The 22,081-nt window shown below is 45.7% G+C and carries 14 protein-coding genes; 9 read left to right on the top strand and 5 right to left on the bottom strand.

Translation table 11 applies throughout. From position 1 onward, the window contains the following. Positions 1 to 76: 76 nt before the first annotated feature. Positions 77 to 1,159 carry a methyl-accepting chemotaxis protein gene (locus ACTRWF_RS10545; RefSeq protein WP_012519962.1) on the bottom strand — a complete coding sequence of 361 codons (1,083 nt, stop codon included), beginning with the start codon at positions 1,157 to 1,159 and terminating at the stop codon, positions 77 to 79. A 295-nt stretch (positions 1,160 to 1,454) separates the two neighbouring features. On the opposite strand from ACTRWF_RS10545, the gene ACTRWF_RS10540 reads away from it, so the two are divergent. Then, positions 1,455 to 2,207 carry a sulfite exporter TauE/SafE family protein gene (locus ACTRWF_RS10540; protein ID WP_015068376.1) on the top strand — a complete coding sequence of 251 codons (753 nt, stop codon included), beginning with the start codon at positions 1,455 to 1,457 and terminating at the stop codon, positions 2,205 to 2,207. Positions 2,208 to 2,253: 46 nt separating this feature from the next. Here the strand turns inward: ACTRWF_RS10540 and ACTRWF_RS10535 are convergent, their stop codons facing one another. After that, the gene (locus ACTRWF_RS10535; protein WP_020744479.1) at positions 2,254 to 3,216 is read right to left on the bottom strand and encodes a cation diffusion facilitator family transporter; all 963 of its coding nucleotides are present in this window, start codon (positions 3,214 to 3,216) and stop codon (positions 2,254 to 2,256) included. A 393-nt stretch (positions 3,217 to 3,609) separates the two neighbouring features. Here ACTRWF_RS10535 and ACTRWF_RS10530 point away from each other — a divergent pair, with 393 nt between their 5' ends. The 3 genes from ACTRWF_RS10530 to ACTRWF_RS10520 all read left to right on the top strand — a co-directional run bounded on the left by ACTRWF_RS10530 (position 3,610) and on the right by ACTRWF_RS10520 (position 11,329). Continuing rightward, positions 3,610 to 6,291, top strand: coding sequence for a family 16 glycosylhydrolase (locus ACTRWF_RS10530; RefSeq protein WP_462835531.1), 2,682 nt, complete (start codon positions 3,610 to 3,612; stop codon positions 6,289 to 6,291). A gap of 67 nt (positions 6,292 to 6,358) precedes the next feature. Further along, positions 6,359 to 9,307 carry a TonB-dependent receptor gene (locus ACTRWF_RS10525; RefSeq protein ID WP_020744481.1) on the top strand — a complete coding sequence of 983 codons (2,949 nt, stop codon included), beginning with the start codon at positions 6,359 to 6,361 and terminating at the stop codon, positions 9,305 to 9,307. A 276-nt stretch (positions 9,308 to 9,583) separates the two neighbouring features. After that, positions 9,584 to 11,329, top strand: a complete 1,746-nt coding sequence (locus ACTRWF_RS10520; RefSeq protein ID WP_348681668.1) for a GGDEF domain-containing protein — start codon at positions 9,584 to 9,586, stop codon at positions 11,327 to 11,329. Positions 11,330 to 11,468: 139 nt separating this feature from the next. Here ACTRWF_RS10520 and nhaC read toward each other — a convergent pair whose 3' ends face one another. From nhaC to ACTRWF_RS10505, 3 genes are all read right to left on the bottom strand, one after another. Beyond that, positions 11,469 to 12,956 carry a Na+/H+ antiporter NhaC gene (nhaC, locus tag ACTRWF_RS10515; protein WP_348681669.1) on the bottom strand — a complete coding sequence of 496 codons (1,488 nt, stop codon included), beginning with the start codon at positions 12,954 to 12,956 and terminating at the stop codon, positions 11,469 to 11,471. A gap of 245 nt (positions 12,957 to 13,201) precedes the next feature. After that, positions 13,202 to 15,754, bottom strand: a complete 2,553-nt coding sequence (locus ACTRWF_RS10510) for a glycoside hydrolase family 3 N-terminal domain-containing protein (protein ID WP_462835530.1) — start codon at positions 15,752 to 15,754, stop codon at positions 13,202 to 13,204. A 12-nt stretch (positions 15,755 to 15,766) separates the two neighbouring features. Continuing rightward, positions 15,767 to 17,029 carry a sugar MFS transporter gene (locus ACTRWF_RS10505; RefSeq protein ID WP_015068381.1) on the bottom strand — a complete coding sequence of 421 codons (1,263 nt, stop codon included), beginning with the start codon at positions 17,027 to 17,029 and terminating at the stop codon, positions 15,767 to 15,769. Between the two features lie 205 nt (positions 17,030 to 17,234). Here ACTRWF_RS10505 and ACTRWF_RS10500 point away from each other — a divergent pair, with 205 nt between their 5' ends. The 5 genes from ACTRWF_RS10500 (at position 17,235) to ACTRWF_RS10480 (ending at position 22,079) form a co-directional block, all read left to right on the top strand. Continuing rightward, positions 17,235 to 18,593 (top strand): GH1 family beta-glucosidase, encoded by a 1,359-nt coding sequence (locus ACTRWF_RS10500; RefSeq protein ID WP_015068382.1) that lies wholly within the window; start codon positions 17,235 to 17,237, stop codon positions 18,591 to 18,593. Positions 18,594 to 18,613: 20 nt separating this feature from the next. Then, positions 18,614 to 19,615 carry a LacI family DNA-binding transcriptional regulator gene (locus ACTRWF_RS10495; protein ID WP_015068383.1) on the top strand — a complete coding sequence of 334 codons (1,002 nt, stop codon included), beginning with the start codon at positions 18,614 to 18,616 and terminating at the stop codon, positions 19,613 to 19,615. 1 nt (position 19,616) lies between these two features. After that, positions 19,617 to 21,191, top strand: coding sequence for a sugar porter family MFS transporter (locus ACTRWF_RS10490; protein ID WP_015068384.1), 1,575 nt, complete (start codon positions 19,617 to 19,619; stop codon positions 21,189 to 21,191). 314 nt (positions 21,192 to 21,505) lie between these two features. Further along, the gene (locus ACTRWF_RS10485) at positions 21,506 to 21,928 is read left to right on the top strand and encodes a YybH family protein (protein WP_015068385.1); all 423 of its coding nucleotides are present in this window, start codon (positions 21,506 to 21,508) and stop codon (positions 21,926 to 21,928) included. After that, positions 21,921 to 22,079 carry a GTP cyclohydrolase, FolE2/MptA family gene (locus ACTRWF_RS10480; protein ID WP_462835529.1) on the top strand — a complete coding sequence of 53 codons (159 nt, stop codon included), beginning with the start codon at positions 21,921 to 21,923 and terminating at the stop codon, positions 22,077 to 22,079. Before ACTRWF_RS10485 ends, ACTRWF_RS10480 begins: the two co-directional genes overlap by 8 nt. Positions 22,080 to 22,081: the final 2 nt, after the last annotated feature.

Here is a 22,081-nt window from a genome sequence, read left to right as displayed (position 1 = left end):
GCAGCCTCAAGATTCACGCGTCACACATTGTGTGACGCCGCTTAAATTTACAGGGCCCGATAATACTTAACGGGCGTTAATTTATCAGTCGGTCAAGCAATGTCATAACCCGTTCGCTTGCTTGTTCCATTTCTATGAGCTTAGCATCAGCTTCAGCATTGTTCCCATTTTGCTTAGCTTGCACTGCCGCTATACCGCTACTGTGCACCTTCGCGTGGGGAATATCGATTTCTCTGAATGCGGCTGTTTGACCGATCGCTGTACTTGCATTGCCACTGTACCACTTGCCTAGCCGACAGTTTACGTGGTCACTAAATTCCGCTGCTGTTTTACTGCTATAACCGCACATCACTGCGTAAACGTCTGATTTCCATACAACATGGTCTAGTTTTACCGTTTGGATAAAGGTAGCCATAGCTCCTTCACTGATTGTAGATTTCATACTATCGCAATGTTGAACCATGCTTTCATAGCTACCGTTAAGCTGGTTAATACCAGTTTCTAACTGCTCGTTATTGCCCCGCAGCTCATTCACACCAGAAACAGCCTTGGACGTAGATTGAATAATTCCGTTTACAAGCTCAGAAACTTCCGTGGCGGATTTGTTCGTTTCCGTTGCTAGTGCGCGAACCTCATCGGCAACAACACTAAACCCTCGCCCAGCGTCACCTGCGCGGGCAGCCTCTATGGCGGCATTGAGAGCCAGCAAGTTGGTTTGATCAGAAATACTCGTAATTGTGGTAACAAACTTGTTGATGTTATCAGCAGTAGTGGAAAGGCCGGAAATACGCTCGCTCATGCTCCCCATCTGTACATTTAGGCCACTCATATCAGAAACAATTTTATTTAATGTCGACGCTGACTCACTGAATAGTTCATTGATATTAACGATGGACTGGCTCTCAGCGTTGATGCGTTCGTAGGAATGCAGAACCGTTTCTCGAACCCCTTCTAGCTGGCCCAGTGCATCGATTAAGCACTTCACTACCACCGATTCAGTTACCGACACTTGCTGATTAGTCGCCGTTTCAATAGCAGAATGTAAATCGCTGTTTTCAGTCTCAAGCAGCTCAACTCTCTTTAGAGCCTCTTCAAGTTTCACTTCTAGTTGACGAACTTCAGCGTCTTTTTCTTCGTATTTACTGCGAGATACAAACATGTGTAGTTACCGGTAGATTTTTTATAGAATTATTTTTACCAGACTAACAGATGTTAATACATATTAACCATTAGTCTGAAGTAGCGTTGTATTATAAGTATCGGAGAAAAAACAAAAAACTAGAGTATTAATTAGGTAAAACTTAAATACACTAGTTTTTAGGCAGTATAAGCTTCTATCTGCGCTTTTCACTAGGCACCTTAATCAATTCAACGACGTTTTGGCACTAGCCTGAAAAACCAGACTCTTAGCGCATTTTTGGCATAAATCGCACTCACATTAGGAATTACACAGAATGCTTTTAGAAACACTGCTTCCCATGTTCGCGCTTTTAGGTCTTGCAACGCTTCTTCAAACATTAAGCGGGTTTGGCTTTGGACTTATGGTGGTGTCTAGCTTTACCTTGTTTAATATTTTACCGCTTACTGCTACCACCTTCGTAGTATGCTTCCTTAGTCTGTTCAATTCCGTTAGCTTGGTTGCCCGAAATATAGACCATATAAACAAGCGTGCTTTCACCCTATTACTTGTGAGCGGCATTCCGTTTATGGCACTAGGATATGCATTACTTGAGTACCTTTCTGCTGGCATGACTACATGGCTAAACCTATTGCTAGGCGTAGCTATTTTAAGTTGCTGCGGCCTTCTTTTAGTAAAAAGAAAGCAGGCAACGCCGTCTGAGCGAGCTTATGGTTTTTCTATAGCAGGTGCGCTAGGCGGCCTACTCGGCGGGCTTTTTTCTACGTTTGGACCACCTGTTGTTTTTCAGTGTTACCGGCAAGCATGGTCTATAAACGAAATTAGATTTACGCTATTGGCAGTATTTAGCGTCACTTCTCTTATTCGACTTGCTATAGTGCCACTAGGCACCCTCCCATCTAGCGAAGTGGTTATTTCTGCTTTATGCGCAGTTCCCGTAATCCTTGTTTTTACTCGAATAGGTCGGCTGTTGGCGGTGAGAGTGCCCGCGGCAACTGTAAGGCTTTTAGCCCTAACCATGTTGGCAATGAGCGGCGTAACGCTTATCGTGCAAAACGTTAAAATTTAAACCTTACTAGGCTATTTATAGAAGCCACCACTTCCACACATGATTGTTAGTTTATTTCTTCATGGGCGTGGCTGTGTGAATGGGTGTGTAAATGGTCTTTATCATCTCTACACGGCTCACCGGGCAGCTCAAACTCAATCGTGGTATGAGATAAACCAAACGGGGTCAGCCGCTCATTAACTTCCTGCTTTAAAGCTCGCAACTTTTCATTGTCTATTAAGCAATTAATTACCACATGAGCAGTGAGAACGTGTTGCTCGCCATCTAAAGACCAAAAGTGCACGTGATGTATTTCTTCAACGTGTTTAATTGATAATAGCTGCTTACTTATGGCATTACGTGTCGCCAAATCAGGCACTCCCTGAAGAAATAGCGACATAGTTTGCACCACATACCTGATGACGTTAATCAGTATGAAGAGGGTAAATCCGATAGATAAAATAGGGTCGAGGATGGGCCAATTTACAAAATGAAGTACAATAGCAACGATAAGAACAGCTACCCATCCCATGGCATCTTCGATGAGATGCCAGTTAAGCACCTTTTCATTCATTGAATGCCCGCCGTGAAGCTTGTAGGCAGCAAGGCCATTTACCAAAATACCGAGTACGGCTAAGCCCATCATACCCTCAGTAACAGGCATTTCTGGGTTAACTAGTCGAGGAATAGCTTCAGAAAGTATCCACACAGCACCAACGATTAAAATGACACCATTTATCATGGCCCCCATTAGGCTCAAGCGTTTGAAACCGTAAGTGTACTTTTCAGTGGATGCCTTCTTACCTAGTTTACTTAAATACCACGCTAAGCCTATAGATAAGGTATCACCTAAGTCATGCACCGCATCGGCCATAATAGCTACGCTATTAGTTAACCACCCGCCAATAAATTCAATAATGGTGAAAGTAAAGTTAAGCCAAAAAGCCCAGCCTATACGCGTAGAGTCAGCGTTCTCTAAATCATGGCTGTGCGAGTGAGGATTATCGCGAGCGCTATGGTGGTGATGCATAATGAAGTTCCACAAGTTGGGCCTGAATCAGAGCATACCTGAAGACTAAAATTCTGCGAATAGAAACTTTTACACAGCTTGTTAACAAGTGCGTTAACCCTTTTGTAAATGCTGCGTGAACACACTTACCAAAAATCTATACTTCGGTATAAGAAAACAAATAAATCATTGTATTAAAACAAAAATAAAATTTAACAGCGCATTTTTCAGCTTAAGTAGAATGTTAAATTTATGAGAACAGTATTGATCTTTACACGCCAGTAGCTTAATGTAATGTAAGCGCTTTCAAACAGCCATTTTTATTTGGCGTAAATTGTAAGCGCTTACAAAAGCTTTTTACGTGGCCGTTGCCACACATAAAAACCCAATTTCATTAGATCAGGGCTGAAAACAATGACGAAAAAAGCATCTCAACTATCGCGGATAGCTGCCGCGCTCTCAGTCACTACCCTATTTGGCTGTGGAGGCGGTTCAACAACCTCTACAGATATTGACGTTGTTGACGCATCGGTACCCGTTTCCGACTGGGAGCTGGTGTGGAGCGACGAATTCGATGGGGCTAGTATCGATGACGATAACTGGACCCATGAAGTAGATTGTAACGGCGGCGGCAATAATGAAGCGCAGTGCTATACCGACAGCGAAGAAAACGCATTCGTTTCTGACGGTAGCTTAAAAATTGTTGCACTCCCTGCCGAAGAAGGTGCGCCAAAACCTTACACATCAGCCCGTCTTAATACACGTTACAAAGCCGACTTTAAATACGGACGCATTGAAATGCGTGCAAAAATGCCTGAAGGGCAAGGAAGTTGGCCGGCGTTTTGGATGATGCCTACTGATGAAGTGTATGGCGGTTGGCCGCGCTCTGGTGAAATTGACATTGTTGAAGCCGTGAACCTAAAAGCTGCTGATGCTGAAGGCAACCCAGAGAGCCATATCTACGGTACCCTTCATTATGGTCAGGAATGGCCAAACAATGATAGTTCTGGCCAAGCTTATTCGCTTCCCGACGGCGCTAACCCTGCCGATGACTTCCATACCTACGCGGTAGAATGGCAAGAAGGGGAAATTCGCTGGTATATGGATGGGTATCTTTATGCTACCCAGCGTCGCTCTGAAGTACGTTATAACGCCAATGGTGAAGCCTCTGGCCTGTCCCATCGTGGCTGGTACGCTGAATATTACGAACAAGGCACAGGCGAGCTAACAACACACTGGGATAATGCGCCATTTGACCAAGAGTTTTATCTGATTCTAAACTTTGCGGTAGGTGGCGATTGGCCAGCCAATGTAAATGAAACCGGTATTGATGCTGAAGCATTCGCAGAAGGTCAAACCTTCGAAGTAGATTATGTACGCGTATATGAATGTGCGTCAGACCCAGATACTGGAAAAGGCTGTGAAACTGTACGCCCTGGATACGATTCATTAGACGATGCACTAGTGGAAGGCGCTGCGCCAGTACCTACTCCGCCTTCGACCGGCATTCCTCAAAACCTAACGATTTTTGACGGTGCGCCGAACCCTAACTGGCCAGCATGGGATTGCTGTGGTGGCACTACACCTGAACTTGTAGAAGATTCAGAGCAGGGACAAGTTTACGAGTTTACTATTAACGAAGCGCCAACGGTAATGGGCTTTATAAGCCGCAGTCAGTTTATTACTGACCCAGAAGGAGAAGCTTCGCCATTCGACGCCTCACCAATCGAAGAGACGGGCAGCGTTAAATTTGACCTCAAAGTGACGTCACTTCCTAACAATGCAACGACAAACTGGCTATTTAAAGTAGAAAGCTCAGAAGGTTCGACCTTTGCTGAGCTGCCTTTGATGGACGGCTACGTAGGCCCAGCAGACACGGCCGGCGCAACACCAGAACAAGGTGTGTGGGAGTCTTATGAATTTCCATTGAGCGCGCTAGCACAAGCCGGCCTTGATACCAGTGCCATCGACGTCATTATGGTTTTCCCTGCATGGGATACAGGTAACGGTGCTGTGTATCGCATGGCGAACGTAGAAATTTCTCAGGAAGGTGGCGTTAGCTACCCTGAGTTAGTTATCTTCGAGGACGGTCAAAACCCTAACTGGCCTATGTGGGATTGCTGTGGTGGTTCTACGCCAACTGAAGAAATGGATGATGAAGCGCATGGCCTAACTGCAGAATTCCGCATTGGTGCAGAGCCAACGGTAATGGGCTTTATTACTCGCTCTGAATCTGGCGGTGGCGATACCCCATTTGATGCCACAGCGCTAACAGACGGTGGTTTACTACAGTTTGAAATGCGGGTGTTGAGTGCGCCAACCAATCCAGATTCAACATGGCTATTTAAAGTTGAGTCAAACGGTGCATCAACCGCGGTAGAACTTCCTTTAGCCGATAGCGTTGAAGGCCAAGCCCCTGTTGAAGGTGAATGGCAAACATACACTTTCCCTATTTCAGATTTACAGGCCCGTGGTTTAGACGTAAGCGCGATTGACGTCATCATGGTATTCCCTGCTTGGAGCACTGGTGAAGGTGCAGTCTATCGCTTAGACAACGTTAAAATTTTCCACCCTGACAACGGCGCAGAAGCACCTGCTGGCGGCCTTACTCTATTTGCAGATACAGCTGCTGATCAATGGCGCATTTGGGATTGCTGTGGCGGTTCAACACCCACTGAAGAAGTAGACGATGCAGAGCACGGCACGGTAGCTGAATTCCGCATCGGCGCAACGCCAACAGTAATGGGTATTATTGCTGATGACGGTCATTCGTACGACGCATCTGCGCTACTAACAAACGGTGTAGTGCGCTTTGAGATGAAAGTAAGCTCAATGCCTAACGACGCATCGGCGCCTTGGTTATTTAAAATTGAGTCTATCAATGTGTCATCGGCGGTTGAGCTACCGATTTCAGCAAGCCTTGAAGGTGTAGATCCTGTTGAAGGCGAATGGCAAACCTATACATTCCCGCTTCAAACCCTGTACGACGCGGGCTTAGACATCAGCGCCATCAACGTCATTATGATGTTCCCGGCATGGGGTTCAGGTGAAGGCGCAGTATACCGCGTTGATAATGCAGAAATAGCCGCACAGTAACAAAGCGGATGCCGCTCTAGCACCCTAAAGCGGCACTCTCCATTTGATAAGAATTAGTAGGGCAATTATGAAAAACACATCTTTTAAGAAGACCCAGCTTGCCACATCAATGGCGTTGTTGATGGGCTCCACACTCGCACTACCTACTTACGCGCAAGACGCTGAGACAGCGACACCTGCAGAGGGCGAAGTAGAAGTTATTCAGGTTAGCGGTATTCGCGGCAGTATGATCCGTTCTATGGACTTAAAACGCAGTTCAAGCGGTGTGGTTGACGCTATATCAGCAGAAGAACTGGGTAAATTTCCTGATACTAACCTCGCTGAAGCATTGCAGCGCATTACGGGTGTAACTATCAGCCGAAGCAACGGTGAAGGTAGCCAAATTACCGTGCGGGGTTTTGGCCCAGAGTTCAACTTGGTAACCCTTAACGGACGCCAAATGCCAGGCACAGGTTTTACTCGCTCTTTCGACCTTGCCAACCTTTCATCTGAAGGCGTAAACACGCTAGAGCTTCAGAAAACGGCCCGCGCAGAAAACCCGAGCGGCGGCTTAGGTGCAACGGTAAATATCATCACTATGAAGCCACTGGCTCAGTCAGGCCAAAATGCGACTATTTCGGTTAAGGGCATTTACGATACGTCTAACGAAGCGGGTGACGATGTAACGCCAGAGATTGCAGGCGTTTACACTAATACCTTTGCAGATGACATGTTCGGATTCGGCGTGTCATTCTCACACCAAGAGCGTGACTTCCAGCAGCAGTCAGCAAATATTCAAGGGTGGGTACTGCAAGAAAACGACGATCTGCCTCAAAACATAGACCCAAGCAATGTTGTTGATAACCGCACTAACATTACTAATGCGGCGTTCTTTCCAAAAGACATGAACTACAGCATCAATGACGTGCAGCGTGAGCGTCAAAACGGCCAAGTAACCTTCCAGTTCCGTCCAGTTGATGAATTTACCGCAACAATAGACTACACCGCCTCTCGTGCAACTACCGGCACTAACAGTGTAGGTTGGGGTATTTGGAACAACTTTGGTGCTAACATCAATGCTTACGAGCTTGATGAAAACGGTACGGCCGTTTATGCTGATATCAGCGGCGATGACGGTTCGTTTACCGCAAGCCGTAACACAACTCGCGTTGATGCTCGCTCATTGGGTGTAAACCTAGATTGGATGGTAAATGACGACTGGCATCTACGTCTCGACTATCACGACTCGTACAACAAAACTGACAACGGTTATGATGAAGGGCTAGGTAGCGCCGGACAAATTATTTTGGGTTCAAATCAACTGGATTCAAAAGTTTATGACTATCGCGAAGGTGAAATTCCACAAGTCTATGTTAACTGGAATAACGGCACTAACGAAATCATGCCGGGCGAGATTGACTCTAACTTCAGCCAGTTTATCTATTCACCGGGCCGCTCTGACATCGAGCAGCTGCAGCTTGACGGCACCTGGTACAACTCTACGTGGGATATTCCGCTAGTTAAAATTGATTTTGGTGTTGCACGTACTGAGCAGTCGCTGACAGGCTTTACCGCTTGGAGTGGACTGCGCGGAGGACCTGGCTTCAGCCCATCGTTTACAGAAATATTCCCAGACAGTATGTTCGTTCGCAATGATACGTCAGGCTTCTTAGATGCCTTTGATGGTGGTGGCGCGGGCATGAACCCTGGCTATTACTACACCTTTGACTTCGATGAAGCCATTGCTCGTCAACTACAATTCATCACTGCTGACGTGGTGGGTGAGAGCAACGCGTATTCTATCGACCCGTATTTCAGCGGCGATCCTTCAGTAAGCAACGTAGAAGAAACAACAGATTCAATCTATGTGCAAACAGAGTGGGACTTTGAAGTTAGCGATTACTATGTACAGGTTAATGCAGGTCTTCGCTACGAAGAAACCGAGGTACCTAGCACCGCGGAAGTTCGCGTTCCTATCCAAGTAAACTGGGTTGCAGCGGGTGAATGGATTACCGTATTCCAAGAGGGTGTTGAAGAGCAAGACTTCACCGGTAAGTACGACGTGCTTCTGCCTATGTTCGACGTAAAAGTCGATGTGACAGACGATATTGTTGCCCGTTTCTCTTGGGGTAAATCAATTACCCGTGCACCTATCGGCTTTTTACAAGGCGGACGTTCATTTAGCGGGAGTCCTAAAATTGGCTCGAGGGTAGTATCTGAAGGCAGTACCGACCTTAAACCTTATGAGTCGACTAACTTAGACTTATCTTTCGAATGGTACTATGACGAAGCAAGCTATGCGTCAGTAGGCCTGTTCAGAAAGTCAGTGAAGAATTATATCGACACCCAAGGTAGGCTTGAAACCTTTGACGGCCTTAACGATATTTACCAAGGCCCAAGATGGCAAGAAGCTGTTTCTGCGCTTCAGGCAGAAGGCATTCAGGCGACCGACAGTAACATTTACGACTACTTCAGAGAAGCGGGCTACGCTGATGCAGACGGCGTTGTTGAGCCTAACTCAGACGACCCGCTTATCGAGTGGAATGTGGTTAAGCCGCGTAACCTTGATGATTCTAAAACCGTTGAAGGTATCGAACTTGCTGTTCAACACACATTTGGTGAAACGGGCTTTGGTTTTGGTGCCAACGCGACGCTGGTTGATGGTGACGTAGAGTACGACCCATACAACCTAGAGCAACAAAACCCGCTAGTAGGTATCAGTGACTCAGCTAACTTCCAAGTGTTTTACGAGAAAGAAGGCCTGTCTGTAAAAGTCACTTACGCATGGCGTTCAGACTACGTAGTAGGCATTGGCCAAGCACAAGGCTCGGCGGATAACCCAGCGACTCAGTTCGATACGTTTGGTCAGGTTGACGCCAGCATCAACTACGATGTGAATGAGCACCTAACCGTGTTCTTAGAAGGTGTAAACATCAACGACGAAACCGAGCGTGGTTACGGCCGCTTTGAAGAGCAATTCTTATTTGCTCGTCAGTATGGCCCTCGCTACACGCTAGGTGCTAGATACAGCTTCTAAGTTTAATAAGCACTTACGATAAGGGCCTTTTTAAGGCCCTTTTTTAATTCGATCCCGCTAAAATCATCAAACATTTTTGCCATTTTTTGGTAACCTCACTTCATAAGCTCAGGTATGAGTAGTAGAAGAAGAAAACAAGTGAAGTATAAGAAGTGTATTAGCGCGCTAGTGCTATTTTTGATGGGAATTAATTCTACTTTTGCGATTAGCGGTGATAAATATTTCCAAGCATATTCCCAAATTATAAGTAGCAAACCCGAAAGTAAAGAAGCGTTGATGTCATTAGTTTCTGACTCTGAAAGCTTATCTGCGCCGTCACCTGTTGCATCCGTTTATATCGCTTTGCTGCACTCAATCATTGACCATCCAACTGGGTTTGAAAAATACCACCTTGCTCCGTCACATCATCTTAAAGAAGTAAAAAATACCCATCCCTCTTTGTACTACCGGCATAAAATTCTGTCAGCCTATAACTTGGCTATACAAGAAAAGTGGCGTTTAGCTCACGGCGAAATTGACAAAATCATCGCGTTTGCTCGTAACAAAGACAAAGAACTTTATTTTGATGCCGTTGCCACAAAATCCATCTTTCTTGCTCGTATGGGCTTAATAAGAGCATCGCTAAATGACAACGCGAAAATTATAGAAGAACTCCCCTCACTATCTGAAAAACAATTTTTTGGAGATGGTGCAATCGAAACCATGGAGCTAGAGATAGGGCTCAGTATGTCTTATCTAGGCGAGGATAAAGGCGCGTTGGAGTTGTGTTCACGAGCAGAAGCATTCTTTCGCAATAGGCCCAAGGCAAGTCCCCACAGGTATTACCAAATTGCACTTGATTGCCAACGAAGAAGTTTTGAAAATTCAGGTCGCATAGACGAAGCATTGAATACGCTTGAACGGTTCATCGATTACGCAACATCTATTGAAGATTGGAATACTTATACCTATGGTCTTGTTTCAAAAATTGAGTATTTTTATTCCTTAGAAAAAGTTAACGCGGCGCATGCATTAATTAAAAAAACCGAGGACTTTATATCCACACTACCTGACTCGTACGATATTAATACCTATCAAATCTTTCGATTTAAAGCGCTAGTAGAACAACGTGAATTAGAAACAGCTAACGCACTGATGGATAATATTATCAACAGCCTAAGCGCTGATTACAGCTCATCAGATTTGCACTGGGCGCAGTTTAAATCTATTCAATCTTCTTTTTTTGAGCAGTCAGGAAACAAAGAAGCGGCAATATCAGCATTGCGCGACAGCAAAGACTTTTATCAGTCTCTTTATTACCAGACGGACGATCGAGAGGAAGTGTTTAGCGACTACTATGAAAGTGCCCTTGCTGAGCGAAAATTGCAACTTTTAGAGAAGCAGCATGAATTAGCAGGTGTGGAACTCGCAAACAGCAACAGAACAAATTTAATTCTGAGTGTTGGGGCGCTGGTTTTAGTGGTGCTTTTAGCCCTCGTAACTTATCTATACATTGTTCAAAGAAGGCTGAAAAGAGAACAAGAAACACTTGCAACCGTAGATACACTGACAGGCGTTCGCAACAGAAGAAGTTTACTCGGCGCTGTACAGTTAGAGATTAGCCAAGCAAAAGCCTATCAAAATAATTTATCTTTAGCGTTGATTGACTTAGATAACTTTAAAGCCATCAACGACAACTACGGCCATGAATGCGGAGACGATTTACTTAAAGCGTTTTGCGAGCATGTATCTAACTCCATTAGAAAAACAGATACTTTTGGACGCTATGGCGGAGAAGAGTTCATTTTATGCCTTCCAAAAACCTCAGCTTCCGAAGCTAAAAAAGTTGTAGATTCAATCCTTGATAGCTATCGACAATTGCGTATTTCTACTGAGATCAGTGAACAAACCTTTTCCGCTGGCATCGCTGAATATCAAAAAGGTGTTGAAACATCGGCACTAATCAATCAATGTGACGATGCACTATACGTAGCTAAACGATTCGGTAGGAATAGAGTTTGTATTTTCTGTCCTGATGACTAACAAAAGCCTAAGCATTGCAAGCTAGACAAAGCGAACAGACGTCAGTGCCAGGGTTAGTTAACCCTAACACTTTAATAAGCAACTTGTTTTAACTATGACCACTGCTGCTTTTGACGCTACTTTTATCTCTGGACCATCGTTACTCGGTAATGGGTGTGCCATCTTTGTTAAACTTCGCAATTGCCGCGCCTGACGTTTTCCACTGTTCACGCTCTTCATCTGTAGCTTTAGGCGAAAACCAGCCAACGAAGGCGTAAAATATTCCTATCAGGGGAGCCGTCCAACAGGCGAAAGCAAGAGGGATATACAGCAAATTTTCCAAGTTGGCGCCTGAAATACCGAGACCTAGCGCCGATATCACAAAGGCACCACCGGCATTCCAAGGAATAAGCGGAGACATTAGCGTTCCCCCCTCTTCAATACCCCGCGACAAGTTAAGCGTAGAGTAGCCCATACCGCGATAAACGGGAGAATACATCCTTCCCGGCAAGGCAACCGATAGGTATGGGTCGCCAGCTACTAGGTTAGTAGCAAACGCCGTTCCTACCGCCGCAACTTGCGTACCGGCAAAGGTTTTGGCTTTGCTTTTAATTGCATTAATGATGCTTCGTAAGCAGCCCGTTGTCTCTAACGCCCCACCGAAACCAAGGGCAATAAGCACCAATGAGATAGTCCACATCATAGACTGAACACCACCGCGATTGAGCAGACTATCTATTTCAATGATATTGGTATTAATGGAGTAGCCGTTATTTGCATAGTCGAATACGGCCTGCAGGCTTTGCCCCTGCATAAACATGGCAAATACACCTCCCACTACGACACCAGCAAATAATGCAGGAAGTGGCGGAATCTTCTTAAGTGCTAACCCCATAACAATCAGTGCTGGCAATAGTGCCCAGCCAGAAATGGTGAAATTATCTTCTAGTGCCGTGGTAATACCCGCAATTTTAGCAAACGACACGCTTTGGGCATCTATGACGAAGAAGCCGACGCCAAGGTAAATTAAAAACGCGATTAGCATGGCTGGGATGGTGGTCGCCATCATATTTTTGATATGCGAAAATACATCTGTACCCGTAACGGCTGGGGCAAGGTTCGTTGTGTCTGACAAAGGTGAAACTTTATCGCCAAAGAAAGCCCCGGAGACCACTGCCCCTGCAGTCCAATACATGGGTATATCGAACCCTTCGCCAATCCCCATTAGCGCAAGCCCAACCGTCCCAACGCTGCCCCAGCTTGTGCCTAACGAAACAGAGACCACTGCGCAGATAACCATGCCAGCCGCTAAAAAAATCTGAGGAGAAAGAGTCTTTAGCCCATAGTAAATAATGGTAGGTACAGTACCACTGGCTATCCAAATACCTATGATCATTCCAACAACAATAAGCACACTCACCGATGGCAAGGCAACATGAATAACTTTGAATATCCCCGCTCTCACTTCTTCCCATGTCAGACCAAGATAAGTCCCAACAAAACTGGTCAAAGCAATGCCTATGGCAAGTGGTATATGGGGTTCAAAGACGCCGAAGTAGAATATTTGAGTACCCAAGATAAAAAGGGTTAATACAACGGGCGCAAGTGCGAGAAAGAGGTGTGGTGTAACCGTTTTTTCTTCTGTCATATTACTACCCTGTAAATAAACTGGAGAAGTGAATGAGCACGAGATTGATAAAAGCGTGCATAAACCAGCTTCATCCGAAACAAATCGTTTGTAACAATAAAATTTGCTACGCAGCGCAATAATAATTAGATCGGTAGGAAATAGGTGGGCAGAGGTCTGTCGACCCCAAAAAACAAAAGCGTCGCCAGTATTTATGTGCTGGCGACGCTTTTTCGAAGGTTTAGGTTAAGGGGTGTAACCTCAGCTTAACCTTGACAGCTTATACTCGCTGATTCTGCTGCATTTGGCGTAAACTGAATATCTGCCACACTCAAGCTTGCTTTACCCGCACTACCTAATTCAAACGGTACTACAAGGCCGGTAAAGTCAATACCTTCGTCAACAAAGCACTGTAGGTCAATACTCACATTCGTCCAGGTATCAGCAGGCATTGCTTTAAGCTGTTCACTGATATCAAGTTGTGTTGAGCAACTTCCTGGCGCGTCGCCCTCGCCTTCACAGTTCATCCCCACAGTTACAGGCTGCGTGATATCTGAATGACGGCTTACATTAAAACTAAGGGCACCTTGCGTGAGTAGTTGCGCACTCAAATCTTCGCGGAAAAAGCTCTTACTTGCAAAGCGCATCGCCGCGAACTCAGAGCCATCAAATGTAACTTTGCGGGCATCTTCTTGAACGACCTTATCGACTGTGCGGTATGTCAATGCTCCAACAGTATGCGTGCTTGCACTCACTGTTAACGACTCATCACCCGAATACAACCACAACACCCATGGAGACTGAACCGCCCCATTTAGGATTTCCATTGGCGTATTGCTGTCAGTGCTCACTTTAATTTCGGTATTTAGCGTATCGCTCAATACATTTTCAGCGTCAAAGGTTAACCCAAAGCCATAAGGCAGAAGTGGTTCATAGGTTTCATCGCCTTTATTCACAATTTGCTGTGGTTCAGACGGCCATGAGAATGAAAGCTTGCCTTTAAAGTCCTGCTTACCAAAAAGCACATCTGCGACTGCCGCGCCTTCTGAGCCCGGTAGCCATGCGGCGACAAACGCATCAGAGGCATTAAGTTCTGCATTTACCCACATAGGGCGGCCGCTGATAAATACAGATACAACTGGAATACCTTGTGACTTCAGCTTTTCAAGTAGTGCTAAGTCTTTCTTGCTGCCGTGTTGGTAAATTAGCGTTTCTCTATCGCCATGCCCTTCGGCATAAGGCTCTTCACCGAATACCACAATGGCAACATCAGGCTTTTCTTCGAATGAACCGTCTACAGAAAGGATAGCGTCTCCTCCGGCGCTTTCAGCATGCTGCTTAATACCATCGTAAATGGAGGTGCCACCCGGGAAGTCATCGTTAGTATTGTTGGTACCTTGCCACGTAATACTCCATCCACCGGACTGCTTGCCAATGTTATCGGCGCCGTCACCGGCAACCAATATGCGCTTGCCCGCAGATAGTGGCAGGGTCTTGTTTTTATTTTTAAGTAGCACTAGCGATTCACGTACCGCCTGGGCCGCTATTTCACGATTCTCAGCTTTACCAATTAAAGAACGATCGCCAGATAAAGGACGATTTGCTGGGCTTGGCTTATCAAAAAGGCCTGCGCGCACTTTTACACGCAGAATACGACGCACTGCATCATCAATGCGCGACATCGCTATGGTGCCATCTTTCACCTGTGCAAGGGTATTGTCGTATAGTACCTTCCAGTCATTTGGCACCATGAAAATATCTAAACCTGCATTAATAGCTTGGGCGCAATCTTCGTTGCTACACCCTTTCACCTGCCCATGGCCGTTCCAGTCACCTACCACAAAACCGTCAAAGCCCATCTGGTCTTTCAGCACGTCGGTTAGTAGATATTTATGGCCGTGAAGCTTATCGCCATTCCAGCTGTTAAACGATGCCATAACCGACTGCGCACCAGCCGTTAGACCACCCACATAACCTTGCGCGTGAATATCAAACAGGTCTTGTTCGCTAGCCACGTTGTTACCTTGATCGTCGCCGCCAACAGTACCGCCATCACCCACAAAGTGTTTTACTGTGCTGATTACACGCTGGTCGCTTAAGAAATCTTTGTCAGCAGAACCTTGAAGACCTTTAACAACTGAAGCAGCATACTCTCTTACAATCGCAGGATCTTCAGAGTAGCTCTCATAGGTTCTGCCCCAACGGTCGTCGCGTACAACGGCAACCGTGGGCGCAAATACCCAATCAATGCCCGTTGCCATCACTTCTTTCGCGGTGATATGCGCTATTTTCTCTACTAAGTCTGGGTTATTAGCCGCGCCTAAACCAATGTTATGGGGAAATAAGGTCGCACCAATAACATTGTTATGACCGTGCACGGCATCGGTACCCCACATGGTAGGAATACTTGAACCATCTAGGCTGTCGTCCACCGAGGCTTGATAGAGTTTCTCGGCAAGCGCTACCCAATCTTCAGGGGTTGCATGCTTGTCGTTGTTAGGAAACGCACCACCGCCGTTAAGATAAGAACCAAACCCATATTTACGCATATCCTCAACAGTAATATTGCGAATTTCTGGCTGGATCATCTGCGCAATTTTCTGTTCCAGGGTCATGGTAGAAAGAATATCTGAAACCTTTTTTTCAACAGCAGAGTCTGACTTTACTTCGATATCTAACTTGGGCCAGATCTCACTGGCTTTATTCGTTTTCTTTAAGGCACTGTTAACTGAAGAAGCGTCTTCATCGGTTGCGCAAGCACTGACTAAAACACCTACTAATGCGCCTGTAACAACCTTCGCGATTAGACTTTTTCGCATGATTAATCCTCGTTACTTTTCAGTGGTTTGAAATTTAGATACGCGACTTCCTACAAGGCCATAGTAAGCAATGTAGAGATAGCACGAAGCGGGTAATAGGAATGACAACGTGACCCCAATCGAGTCGGCCAGCATTCCTTGTAATAGCGGAATAATGGCACCGCCGACAATGGCCAAACATAAAATGCCTGAACCTTGTGGCGTGTCTTTGCCCAGTTGATGGAGCGCTAAGCTAAATATGGTAGGGAACATAATTGAGTTAAACAGACCTACACCCAAAATACTCCACAGCGCTAAATCCCCCGTGCTTGAAATCGACAACAATATCAATGCAATAGCGATACACGCATTGAAGGCTAGCACGTAGCCTCCGGAAACTTTTTGCATAACGACAGCGCCAATAAAGCGACCTACCATAGCGCCGCCCCAGTAATAGGCGAGAAGTTGCGCTGCTTTCGCTTCTGTTAGCCCACCAACAGCAGGGCTAGCCAAGTAATTAACCAACATACTGCCAATAGCAACTTCAGCACCTACATACATGAATATACCAACAGCACCTAACACCAAGTGTTTGTGATGCCAGGCTCCTCCTTTAAACACACCGGTATTAGAGCTGGTGTGGTTTAGCTTTGGCAGTTTCAAGTACATAAAAATAAGCGCAAGTAGCAGCAAGGTGCCCGCTAAGATAAGGTAGGGCACTTGCACATCAGAAGCACTCGGTGAGCCTGCGCCGTGTTCCCCTGTCGCGCCGTACATTAGGTACGAACCAAAGAAGGGGGCGACGGTTGTACCAAAAGCATTAAAGGCTTGTGTCATAGTTAACCTGGAAGACGCAGTCTTGGGGCTTCCTAGCGCGGTTACATAAGGGTTTGCCGACACCTGTAAAATAGTAATACCCGACGCCAGAACAAATAGCGCTAAGAGGAAAACGGCATACACTTGGCTAGAAGCAGCAGGAAAGAAAAGCAAACAGCCCACACACGCGATGCCAAGCCCTAGTACAATGCCTTTTTGATACCCTATTCGCGACACCACCATGCCCGCTGGAAGAGAGACAATAAAATAGGCGCTAAAAAAGCAAAACTGAATAAGCATTGCTTGGGTAAAACTTAAATTAAAAGCCCCTTTGAGATAAGGGATCAGAATGTCATTTAAGCAAGTGATGAAACCCCACATAAAGAATAATGTAGTGAGAGAGATAAGAGCAAAGCGATAATTACCGTTAGAAACAGTGTTGTCGCCATCTTGCGTATTCGGTTGCGCTGGTATGTCCACGGGTAACCTCTGTTGCTATTTTTTTAGTTAATGTTACATTTACATTTGAAAGCGCTTACATCTAACCTTAAAATTTTTTGTAAGCGCTTACATGGAGTAAATAATTACATGAAGCGCTTTCTAATTCAATGTAAATATCATGTTATTTGACCAAATGAATATGCGGCCAATATGAAAAGTTTGTTAATGCCAGGACACCCCTAAGATGCAAGAAATTAACTTACCCTCCAACTCAATGATGTTGTCGAAAGACTTTTTGTTTGGTGTGGCTACCTCTAGCTTTCAAATAGAGGGCGACCGGAACGGTCGCTTAGACTGTATCTGGGACACGTTCTGCGCCCAAGAAAATACCATCGAGGACGGCACTAACGGCGATGAAGCATGTAAACACATTGAATTATGGAAACAAGATGTTGCGCTTATCGATAATTTAGGTGTGGACGCTTACCGACTCTCTATCTCTTGGCCTCGTGTGATGAACCAAGACGGTACCGTGAATGAAATAGGCATTCGTTTTTATATCAACTTGGTTGATGAGCTTAAGCGCCGCGGTATGAAAGTGTTCGTTACGCTTTACCACTGGGACTTGCCTCAGTATTTAGAAGACCAAGGGGGCTGGTTAAATCGAGATACAGCCTACGCATTCGCACAGTATGCTGAAGTGGTAGCAAACGCGCTGGGCGAAAAAGTGCATGCTTATGCCACGTTAAATGAACCATTTTGCTCAGCCTACCTAGGTTATGAAGTCGGTATCCACGCACCTGGAATAACAGGTGTTGGCAACGGCCGAAAAGCTGCCCATCACTTGCTTCTAGCTCACGGTTTAGCTTTAAAGGTACTGAATAAGTATTGCCCTAATAGCCAAAACGGCATCGTTCTTAATTTCAGTACCTGTCATGGCGCCACTGATTCTCAAGCAGACAAGCGTGCAGCACAGCTCGCTGACGATTATCACAACCAATGGTACTTAACGCCCATTGTCGAAGGTAAGTATCCTGAGGTAATCGATAGACTTGATGATGCAGATAAGCCTGATATTCACGAAGGTGATATGGCGATCATCTCGCAACCCATCGACTATTTGGGAATTAACTACTACACCCGTACGGTGTACGAAGGTACTGATAACGATTGGTTTGAAGTGGTTCCACCAACAACCACTGAATTAACCGCAATGGGCTGGGAAATCACACCTGATGCATTTACCGAATTACTCGTAGACCTTCACCAACGTTACACCTTGCCACCTATTTACATTACTGAAAATGGTGCCGCTATGGATGATAAGCTTGTTAATGGCGAGGTAAATGATGACGATCGCACTGCATACTTTCATACCCATCTTAATGCGGTGAATAGTGCTATCGAAAAAGGTGTTGATATTCGAGGCTACTTTGCTTGGAGCTTAATGGACAACTTCGAATGGGCGCTAGGCTACAAAAAGCGCTTTGGCATTGTTTACGTCGATTACAAAACCCAAAAACGCACGTTAAAACAAAGTGCTTTGGCTTATTCAAAACTGGTGAAGAGCCGGATAAATGGGTACATTAGCGGTATCAAATAAGGACAAGTACCAAAAACCGTATGGCAACAATTTACCAAGTATCAGAAGCAGCAGGCGTATCTCTCGCTACCGTTTCTCGTGTTATGAATGGAAACGCGAAGGTAAGCGAACGCACCCGTAAAAAGGTAGAAGACGCAATGGCATCGCTAGGCTATCAGCCTAACGCTATTGCGCAGTCTCTGGCATCGAACCGGACCAACAGCGTTGGATTGCTTGTGTCGGAACTGCATGGCTCTTACTTCGGTGATTTGATGAGTACCGTTGAAAACGTACTCAAACAAAATGGCAAACACGTCATTATTACTGCTGGGCACGTTGACGAAAAGCGAGAGCACGAGGCCATTGAGTTTTTAAAAAGCCGCCGCTGTGACGCGCTAATTTTACACGCGGAAGCCGTGTCCGATGACTACTTGAAAAAGCTTGTCGACAGTAAAATTCCTGTTGTTGTGATAAATCGCAAAGTAGATGAACTAGATGAAAACTGCTTTGTCGTCGACAATGAGCAAGGTGGCTATCTAGCGACAAAAGCGGCTATCGACGCCGGCCACAAACACATTGCTTATATTAGCGGCCCGCTGTTTAAAAAAGACGCGAGCGACCGTCTCTCTGGCCACAAGAAAGCGCTAGAAGAGGCTGGAATTCCTTTTGCCAAAACTAGCATGTTTGAAGGTGACTTCCATGAGTCTTCGGGCCAAGAAGGCATGCTCTATCTACAGGAAAACTACCCTGAGTTAACTGCACTTGTTTGTGCAAACGATGAAATGGCATCAGGCGCAATGACAGCCGCACGGGAAGCGGGGTTTGATATTCCAGATCAGCTTTCCATTATCGGTTTCGATAACGTGCTTTTTTCACGCTACCTTTACCCTAAACTCACGACTATCAATAACCCTATTAACGCAATGGGCGAAATGGCGGCTTTCTGGGTGCTAGAACATGTTTACGACATTAAAAGCCCCATTCCGATTGAGCATCTATTCGTTCCAGAGATGATTGATAGGGACACATTAGGCAACTTATAAAATGAATAAAGCCCTGTCTCCGTCGCTGTATTACACACTTATTGTCTCTCTAGGAGGGTTTATATTCGGCTTCGATGCCAGTGTAATAGCAGGAGCTAATGGGTTTATTGATGCAGAATTTGGCTTAAGCGATTGGCAACAAGGCTTTGTGGTAAGTTCGCCTACGCTCGGTGCTCTTATCGCCATGTTATTTGCAGGCGGCGTTAGCGATGCTATTGGCAGACGAAAAGCACTTATTCTTTTTGCTTTTCTTTATTTGCTTTCATCGGTGGGTTCGGCCCTCGCGCCTAATTTCGAGCTGCTCGTGCTCTCTCGCTTTATTGGGGGCATCGCATTTTGCTCGCTTATTATCGCGCCACTCTATATTTCAGAAATCAGTGCGCCAAAAAACCGCGGCAAAATGGTCTCGGTCAATCAGCTTAATATCGTGTTTGGTTTTGCTCTGTCATACTTCACTAACTACTATTTATTGCAGCTTAGTAACAGCGGTGCGCCTTGGGTGAATGAATGGGGCATTGATACCCATTTGTGGCGCTATATGTTGGGCCTAGAAATTGTGCCTGCCATCGTATGGTTTAGCCTGTTGTTCACTATACCTCGTAGCCCTCGTTGGTTAGTGTTAAAGGGCAAGCACCAAGAAGCTGAGCAGGTCATAAACCGCTTGTTCGACCACGCACAGGCAAAGGTGCTGGTCGAAGACATTTCCTCGTCCCTTAAAGAAAAATCGTGGCCACTGCGCGAACGCCTCGGCTTTCTAAAAACCAAAGCCATGCGTTTTCCTTTGATGGTGGGCATCATCATTGCCATTGCCCAACAAATTACCGGCATCAACGTTATCTTTTTTTACGCCCCCACTATATTTGAGCAAAGCGGTGTAGGCACGAATGCCGCCTTTATGCAGGCTGTATTGATTGGGGTGGTAAACGTGGCGTTTACCCTTGTGGCCATGCTTACTATCGACAAGTGGGGCAGAAAACCCTTGTTGATAATAGGACTAACCGGCGTGGTTATCAGCATGGCTATTTGCACTTATGGCTTTAAACAAGCGACTTACCAAATACAGCAATCGGCCATTGTTGAAATTCAACATAGCGCGCCCGCTTCAGCAAGTAAGTTAGCCCCGTTAACTAGCGACACCTATTATTCAGACGTGGCGTTTAAACGCGCTCTTAAGCGTGTGCTTTCAAGCGACGAATTCGACACTTATCAACAGCCGTTACTTACCAGCAGCATTAATATGAATGCTCCCTTAGTGCTGTTTGGCATTATTGCATTCGTTGCGTCTTTTGCTATGTCTTTGGGCCCCGTCATGTGGGCAATGCTCGCCGAAATTTTTCCCAACCAAACCCGTGCCCTGGCCATTTCGTTGGTGGGCATGGTGAACTCACTTACCAGCTTTTTGGTTCAAGTGATATTTCCATGGGAGCTCGCCAACTTAGGTGCCGCCGCAACGTTTGCAATATACGGCGGCTTTGCTCTACTTAGCTTAATATTAGTGGCTAAATTCTTCCCTGAAACGAAGGGCAGAAGCCTGGAAGACATCACAAAAGACTTCGAGCAATACGCTACAAAATAGCATGACATTTGAAGCATAGCGCGACCAAACAACGTTGGAAACACAAATACATAGACGCCAAAAATCCATTGACTTTCTTTTTCGTGCGCAGGATACTCAGGTCATTAAATACTCACTAGCAGCACACTGTTTTTAACCACTATGCCTAAAAACACGACTACACATACTGCTTTCTCAGCGTCTGCGCTGATTATTATTCTCGCTATTCTAAGGAATGGGCGGGTTAGCTAGTGCGTAAATAGAATTCACTAAACCCGCCGCAAGGCGGGTTTTTTATTGGCTCGTCTTGCGGTACAAAAAACGGAACGACAGCCATGAACAATCCAATATCTCACGTGTTACAACAGTTGCATGACGCAGTAAACCGCGGCGATCAAAACGCCTTATCCCAGTGTTATGCTAGCGATGCAAAAGTGGTCGCTACCCCCATGTCCAGCTCAACGCAAAACCAGACTACAGACGAACATGCCACGCAGCGCGACTGCGTTAACGCCTTACTTAAATTTCAAAAGAAATTTATGCCCGAACATTTTGTCACAACAGGGGATGAGCGGGTTATACAAGCCGGTGATGTGGCGCTAGTGATCGCCAAGCTTTATCTTGTTCCCAAAGCCACACCCAATGCCTTACCCTGCGAGGGCAAACGGGCCGTTTATGTTTTACAAAAAGACGAAGCCGGTGAATGGCGCTGTATCATCGATAACTTCTTCGGTACTGACTTGTTAGATTTTGCATAAATCTTTTGGCGCGGAGGATTCGGTAAGGCGACTGCTTGGAGCGTTAAGTACGTATTACCAAGCACCCCATTTTCGTGTAAAAGTAGAACATCAAGAAAGTCTGCATGCACACGACGCCATCGCTGAAATATCAGGCCCAGTTTATCGATAAAT

Source organism: Alteromonas sp. G5_S2_22_S1 (genome assembly GCF_054968525.1).
This window is presented reverse-complemented; position numbering and strand designations above follow the sequence as displayed.

Bases quoted from the DNA above. Each gene is read 5' to 3' on its own strand.
- ACTRWF_RS10545 (WP_012519962.1), bottom strand. From the start codon at position 1,159: ATGTTTGTATCTCGCAGTAAATACGAAGAAAAAGACGCTGAAGTTCGT.
- ACTRWF_RS10540 (WP_015068376.1), top strand. From the start codon at position 1,455: ATGCTTTTAGAAACACTGCTTCCCATGTTCGCGCTTTTAGGTCTTGCA.
- ACTRWF_RS10535 (WP_020744479.1), bottom strand. From the start codon at position 3,216: ATGCATCACCACCATAGCGCTCGCGATAATCCTCACTCGCACAGCCAT.
- ACTRWF_RS10530 (WP_462835531.1), top strand. From the start codon at position 3,610: ATGACGAAAAAAGCATCTCAACTATCGCGGATAGCTGCCGCGCTCTCA.
- ACTRWF_RS10525 (WP_020744481.1), top strand. From the start codon at position 6,359: ATGAAAAACACATCTTTTAAGAAGACCCAGCTTGCCACATCAATGGCG.
- ACTRWF_RS10520 (WP_348681668.1), top strand. From the start codon at position 9,584: ATGTCATTAGTTTCTGACTCTGAAAGCTTATCTGCGCCGTCACCTGTT.
- nhaC (WP_348681669.1), bottom strand. From the start codon at position 12,956: ATGACAGAAGAAAAAACGGTTACACCACACCTCTTTCTCGCACTTGCG.
- ACTRWF_RS10510 (WP_462835530.1), bottom strand. From the start codon at position 15,754: ATGCGAAAAAGTCTAATCGCGAAGGTTGTTACAGGCGCATTAGTAGGT.
- ACTRWF_RS10500 (WP_015068382.1), top strand. From the start codon at position 17,235: ATGCAAGAAATTAACTTACCCTCCAACTCAATGATGTTGTCGAAAGAC.
- ACTRWF_RS10495 (WP_015068383.1), top strand. From the start codon at position 18,614: ATGGCAACAATTTACCAAGTATCAGAAGCAGCAGGCGTATCTCTCGCT.
- ACTRWF_RS10490 (WP_015068384.1), top strand. From the start codon at position 19,617: ATGAATAAAGCCCTGTCTCCGTCGCTGTATTACACACTTATTGTCTCT.
- ACTRWF_RS10485 (WP_015068385.1), top strand. From the start codon at position 21,506: ATGAACAATCCAATATCTCACGTGTTACAACAGTTGCATGACGCAGTA.